Source organism: Rhizobium sp. N731, assembly GCF_001664145.1.
Lineage (GTDB): Bacteria > Pseudomonadota > Alphaproteobacteria > Rhizobiales > Rhizobiaceae > Rhizobium > Rhizobium esperanzae.
Genome location: NZ_CP013601.1, coordinates 3,521,501 through 3,527,500 on the forward strand (window position 1 = coordinate 3,521,501; position 6,000 = coordinate 3,527,500).

3 protein-coding genes, 1 tRNA gene and 2 rRNA genes are annotated in these 6,000 nt (G+C 55.5%); all 6 read right to left on the reverse strand.

Annotation, left to right across the window (positions count from 1 at the left end):
- Positions 1-35: 35 nt before the first annotated feature.
- The 6 genes from AMK02_RS17195 to AMK02_RS17220 all read right to left on the reverse strand — a co-directional run bounded on the left by AMK02_RS17195 (position 36) and on the right by AMK02_RS17220 (position 5,625).
- The gene (locus AMK02_RS17195) at positions 36-476 is read right to left on the reverse strand and encodes a CBS domain-containing protein (RefSeq protein WP_064804674.1); all 441 of its coding nucleotides are present in this window, start codon (positions 474-476) and stop codon (positions 36-38) included.
- Positions 477-521: 45 nt separating this feature from the next.
- Positions 522-1,088, reverse strand: a complete 567-nt coding sequence (locus tag AMK02_RS17200) for an NADH-quinone oxidoreductase subunit I (protein WP_064804676.1) — start codon at positions 1,086-1,088, stop codon at positions 522-524.
- A 10-nt stretch (positions 1,089-1,098) separates the two neighbouring features.
- A complete protein-coding gene (gene nuoH / locus AMK02_RS17205; RefSeq protein ID WP_064804678.1) occupies positions 1,099-2,100 on the reverse strand; it encodes an NADH-quinone oxidoreductase subunit NuoH in 1,002 nt (333 codons plus the stop codon).
- A gap of 215 nt (positions 2,101-2,315) precedes the next feature.
- A tRNA-Met gene (locus tag AMK02_RS17210) sits at positions 2,316-2,392 on the reverse strand.
- A gap of 105 nt (positions 2,393-2,497) precedes the next feature.
- A 5S ribosomal RNA gene (gene rrf, locus AMK02_RS17215) occupies positions 2,498-2,612 on the reverse strand.
- 212 nt (positions 2,613-2,824) lie between these two features.
- Positions 2,825-5,625: ribosomal RNA gene (locus AMK02_RS17220) — 23S ribosomal RNA — on the reverse strand.
- Positions 5,626-6,000 lie beyond the last annotated feature (375 nt).

Below are 6,000 nucleotides of genomic sequence, written 5' to 3' on the forward strand. Positions count from 1 at the left end.
AAGCTCCCCAGCGTCATCACATCGGCCTGGCGGCGTCAGTGATACCTGGTCCCGCATATGTAATCCTGCAGATCCTGCTCTGTACGTTGCGCTTCGTCGAGCCTGTGCTTAACCACGTCTCCGATGCTGACCACGCCGACAACGTTGCCTCCATCCGTGACCAACACATGGCGCGTACGCCGCTGGGTCATGATCCCCATCGCAACGGGCAATAAATCTTGTGTCGAACACATCGCCACATTGCGGTTCATGATGTCCGCGACCCGCATCGCCGCCGCCTTGGCCCCGTATTCCGCCATCGCATTGCAGCAATCCCGCTCCGACAGTGTACCGAGGTATTTGCTGTTCGAGCGGCTCACGACGACGAAGCCGATATTGTTGTCTCGAAACAACCTCAATACCTCCACCATCGTCTGATCGGGAGCGACTGCGATGACACCGACACCCTTGTTCTTCATAATTTCACCGACAAACATCTGAGCCTCCTGTTCGAGCGCTTCGGTTTGATGGCTGGTGCGCGTTCATGTTCGCCGGATATTCCGCCACCAGTTGTAGCCCTGCGTCTCTTTCGTCTGGACAAGTACGTCCTTCTTGGTATTCAGGCGCGCGGCAACCACGCCGCCGCCGGTTGCCGCCTTACCCGGCTTGACGAGCAGATCGTCGCGCCCGATCACCAGGTCAGCGGAGGAAAAACTGGAAAATTCGTATTGTTGCCCAAGCGCGATTGCATCCGCCGGGCAGGCGTCCTCGCACAACCCGCAGAACAGGCAGCGTGCTGTGTCGATTTCAAATTTCGCCGGGTGCCGGTTGCCCTTCTCGTCCTCGTACGGGACGACTTCGATGCAGTCGCAGGGACAGATCCGCGCGCAGAGTTCGCAGGCCACGCACTTGATCTCGCCCTCCTCATCACGCTTCAGGAAGTGATGCCCGCGATAGCGTGAGTAGGGTAGCCATTTTTCCTTGTCCGGATATTGCATGGTTACGGTTCTGGAGAACAGGTAGCCGAAGGTCAGAGCCAAGGCATTCGCCAGATCGGCGAAGAACGCCCAGCCAATCCACGTTCCAACTCTGTCCTGCGCGCGCGACATCGCCGCCTCGCTACGGGGTCGCTACGGCCCCTAAAAGTACACCGGTTATAATTATGTTCGCCATCGACAGAGGAAGCAAGACTTTCCATCCGATCGCCATCAACTGGTCGTAGCGATAGCGGGGGAAAGTGAAGCGGAGCCAGATAAATACATAGACGAAGAACGCGACCTTGAGAGCAAACCATAGGAGCGGTGGCAAGGGAATCAGAACTCCGTTCCAACCGCCGAAGAACAGGATCACCACCAGGGTCGACACAAGCAATACGATGGCATATTCGCTGACCATAAAGAAGGCAAAGCGGATACCACTGTATTCCGTATGGAACCCGGCCCCTAAATCGCCTTCCGCTTCCGCCAGGTCGAAGGGGATGCGCTGCGCTTCGGCCAATCCGGCGACGAAGAACACGAAGAATCCGACCGGTTGGTAGACGATGTTCCAGACATCAGCCTGCGCCCGCACAATCTCGAGAAGGCTCATGGATTGCGCCAGCATGACCACGCCGATGACCGCGAACCCCATCGGGATTTCGTAGCTGATCATCTGCGCGCAGGTTCTGAGGCTGCCCAGGACAGCGTATTTGCTGTTGGAGGCCCAGCCGCCGAAGATGACGCCATAAACCTCGATCCCGATCACCGAAAAAACGAAAAGGAGCGCCACATTCATGTTGGAGACGTAGAGCGTGATCCCATGGCCGAGGACCGAGACAGTTTCGCCGAAGGGTATCGCGACGAACACCACAAAAGGCGGGGCGAGCGCCAGGATTGGCGCCAGTTTGAACAGGAACCGGTCGGCCTCGGCCGGGATGTGATCCTCTTTCGTCAGGAGCTTGATTCCGTCCGCCACCGGCTGCAACAGCCCGTGCCATCCCACGCGCATCGGCCCCATCCGCTGCTGCATGTGCCCGGCGACCTTGCGTTCCAGCCAGGTAAGCGGCAAGGGTAGCAACAGCAGGATCGCAATCAGGAAAGCGACCTTCAAGACGATCAGGCCAAGGGCGACGATAAGTTCCATGATCCGGACTACTTATTCATCGGGTTGAAGCGCGCGACCGGGCTTTGGCTCCGGCTCTACAATGAGCACTGCGCACACTTGTCAGGCTACATGGTACAACGGCGACGCACCTCATACAATGCCGTCGCCATTATACCGTCGCTGGCTGTGATGCGCTCGGGCTCAGGTCCCCCGGAAAAGCAAAAAGCCCGCTTTTGGCGGGCTTTTGTGACTTTTGGTTGCGGGGGCAGGATTTGAACCTGCGGCCTTCAGGTTATGAGCCTGACGAGCTACCGGGCTGCTCCACCCCGCGGAAGTATTATAACACGAAAGGCCGCTTTTGAGCGGCCCTTTGTTCGGCTTTGGGCCGTTGGATTGTGATTGAGAAGATTTTTATCAATTGAGTTGCGATTTGCAGACCTGGCAGCGACCTACTCTCCCGCGTCTTAAGACGAAGTACCATGGGCGCAGGGGCGTTTCACGGCCGTGTTCGGAAAGGGAACGGGTGCAGCCACCCCGCCATAACCACCAGGTCGGCAAAGCGCAACTTTGTTTGAGAAGCTGGCAGGCGTTAGCCTGTTTTGTTTTGAACACGTCTTTGATCTTTCCGGCTGCGGGTGCTTGTGGCACCCATACAGGCCAGAGGCCGTCGCGCTTTGTGGCGCGGGCCGTCCGCAGCGCCCTTGGCGCGTCAGGACAAGGTCAGGCCTCATCAGCCTTTGGCTGATGAGCATGAACAATGAGAACGATCAAGCCGATCGAGCTATTAGTACCGGTAAGCTTCATGCGTTGCCGCACTTCCACACCCGGCCTATCAACGTGGTCGTCTTCCACGGCTCTGATAGGGAACACTCGTTTTCAGGTGGGTTTCCCGCTTAGATGCCTTCAGCGGTTATCCCGTCCATATATAGCTACCCTGCTATGCCCTTGGCAGGACAACAGGTCCACCAGAGATATGTCCATCCCGGTCCTCTCGTACTAGGGACAGATCCTGTCAATATTCCTACACCCACGGCAGATAGGGACCGAACTGTCTCACGACGTTCTGAACCCAGCTCACGTACCGCTTTAATTGGCGAACAGCCAAACCCTTGGGACCTGCTCCAGCCCCAGGATGCGATGAGCCGACATCGAGGTGCCAAACAACCCCGTCGATATGGACTCTTGGGGGTCATCAGCCTGTTATCCCCGGCGTACCTTTTATCCGTTGAGCGATGGCCCTTCCACGCGGGACCACCGGATCACTATGACCGACTTTCGTCTCTGCTCGACTTGTCAGTCTCGCAGTCAGGCGGGCTTATGCCATTGCACTCGACGACCGATTTCCGACCGGTCTGAGCCCACCATCGCGCGCCTCCGTTACTCTTTCGGAGGCGACCGCCCCAGTCAAACTACCCACCATACACTGTCCCGGACCCGGATGACGGGCCGCGGTTAGACATCCATGACGATAAGGGTGGTATTTCAAGGATGGCTCCACGGAAACTGGCGTCCCCGCTTCAAAGCCTACCACCTATCCTACACATGCCGACACGAATGCCAGTGTAAAGCTATAGTAAAGGTGCACGGGGTCTTTCCGTCTGACCGCAGGAACCCCGCATCTTCACGGGGAATTCAATTTCACTGAGTCTATGTTGGAGACAGCGGGGAAGTCGTTACGCCATTCGTGCAGGTCGGAACTTACCCGACAAGGAATTTCGCTACCTTAGGACCGTTATAGTTACGGCCGCCGTTTACTGGGGCTTCGATTCAAAGCTTGCACCTCTCCTCTTAACCTTCCAGCACCGGGCAGGCGTCAGACCCTATACGTCGTCTTGCGACTTCGCAGAGCCCTGTGTTTTTGATAAACAGTCGCTACCCCCTGGTCTGTGCCACCCCACAATAGTTGCCTAAAATGGGGTCACGCTTCTTCCGAAGTTACGCGTGCAATTTGCCGAGTTCCTTCAACATAGTTCTCTCAAGCGCCTTGGTATACTCTACCTGACCACCTGTGTCGGTTTCGGGTACGGTCTATACGGTGGAGCTATTTCCTGGAACCGCTCCGCTGCCCTGATAATCCAATAAACCAGAACAACTTGTGCAATCCGTCACTACCACCAGGCCCACGAATATTAACGTGGTTCCCATCGACTACGCGTGTCCGCCTCGTCTTAGGGGCCGGCTAACCCTGCTCAGATTAACTTTAAGCAGGAACCCTTGGTCTTTCGGCGAGAGGGTCTCTCACCCTCTTTATCGTTACTCATGTCAACATTCGCACTTCCGATACCTCCAGGAGCCCTCACGGGTCTCCCTTCATCAGCTTACGGAACGCTCCGCTACCACTTGCATTACTGCAAATCCTCAGCTTCGGTGCATGGCTTCAGCCCCGTTACATTTTCGGCGCAAAGACCCTTATTTAGACCAGTGAGCTGTTACGCTTTCTTTAAATGATGGCTGCTTCTAAGCCAACATCCTGGTTGTTTTGGGATCCTCACATCCTTTCCCACTTAGCCATGACTTGGGGACCTTAGCTGGAGGTTAGGGTTGTTGCCCTTTTCACGACGGACGTTAGCACCCGCCGTGTGTCTGCCGAGTAGTACTCCCCGGTATTCGGAGTTTGGTTAGGATCAGTAAGACGGTGAGTCCCCATAGCCCATCCAGTGCTCTACCCCCGGGGGTATTCGCTCGACGCTCTACCTAAATAGATTTCGCGGAGAACCAGCTATTTCCGAGTTTGATTGGCCTTTCACCCCTAGCCACAAGTCATCCCAATCTATTGCAACAGATGCGGGTTCGGTCCTCCAGTTGGTGTTACCCAACCTTCAACCTGCTCATGGCTAGATCACTCGGTTTCGGGTCTAATGCAACAAACTATATCGCCCTATTCAGACTCGCTTTCGCTGCGCCTACACCTACCGGCTTAAGCTTGCTTGTTACACTAAGTCGTTGACCCATTATACAAAAGGTACGCCGTCACCCTTGCGGGCTCCGACTGTTTGTAGGCATCCGGTTTCAGGTTCTATTTCACTCCCCTTGTCGGGGTGCTTTTCACCTTTCCCTCACGGTACTTGTTCGCTATCGGTCATGCACGAGTACTTAGGCTTGGAGAGTGGTCTCCCCATGTTCAGACAGGATTTCTCGTGTCCCGCCCTACTCTAGGACAATCGTGATATCTACGCGTACGGGGCTGTCACCCACTACGGCCGCACTTTCCAGAGCGTTCCACTTTAATCACAATTGCCACTGGCCTGGTCCGCGTTCGCTCGCCACTACTTGCGGAGTCTCGGTTGATGTCCTTTCCTGCAGGTACTTAGATGTTTCAGTTCCCTGCGTTCGCTTCTTACACCCTATTTTATTCAGGTGCAGATACCTTATCACAATGCTTGGAAAGATAAGACGATCAGCAGATCGTCTTAAATTTTCCAAGCATTTAAGGTGGGTTGCCCCATTCGGAGATCCATGGATCAAAGCTCATTCGCAGCTCCCCACGGCTTTTCGCAGCGTATCACGTCCTTCATCGCCTGTGCATGCCAAGGCATCCACCAAATGCCCTTACGACACTTAATCGTTCTCATTGCCAATGCTCATCATCTCGCCACCGTCCCCAAAGGAAACGGCAACAGACCGGGTTACCTTTTACAACCCAGTCAATCCAACAATGCCATCGACGTGTTCGACAGGTCTGCTTTATTGGAGCTACGCCGAGCAGCCCACTTGCAGCCTGTCTTAAGACCAGCTTCTCGAGATATGATCCGATACCGCGCGGTCAGGCAACGGCAATCAAGTCGTCCGTCAGATGCTTCATCCCTAGAGATCAAACAAACAACAACGACCCAGAGCGACAAGCTTCCTACCTACCTCCAGTCCCTCCACCATATCCGGCCGGCTAGGCCATCCATGGTTTCACAAGAACTGGGCTCGGACGCCATGGGCCAAAACCCA

Excerpts from the sequence above, each read along its gene's own strand:
- AMK02_RS17195 (WP_064804674.1), bottom strand. The coding sequence starts at position 476 with ATGTTTGTCGGTGAAATTATGAAGAACAAGGGTGTCGGTGTCATCGCA.
- AMK02_RS17200 (WP_064804676.1), bottom strand. The coding sequence starts at position 1,088 with ATGTCGCGCGCGCAGGACAGAGTTGGAACGTGGATTGGCTGGGCGTTC.
- nuoH (WP_064804678.1), bottom strand. The coding sequence starts at position 2,100 with ATGGAACTTATCGTCGCCCTTGGCCTGATCGTCTTGAAGGTCGCTTTC.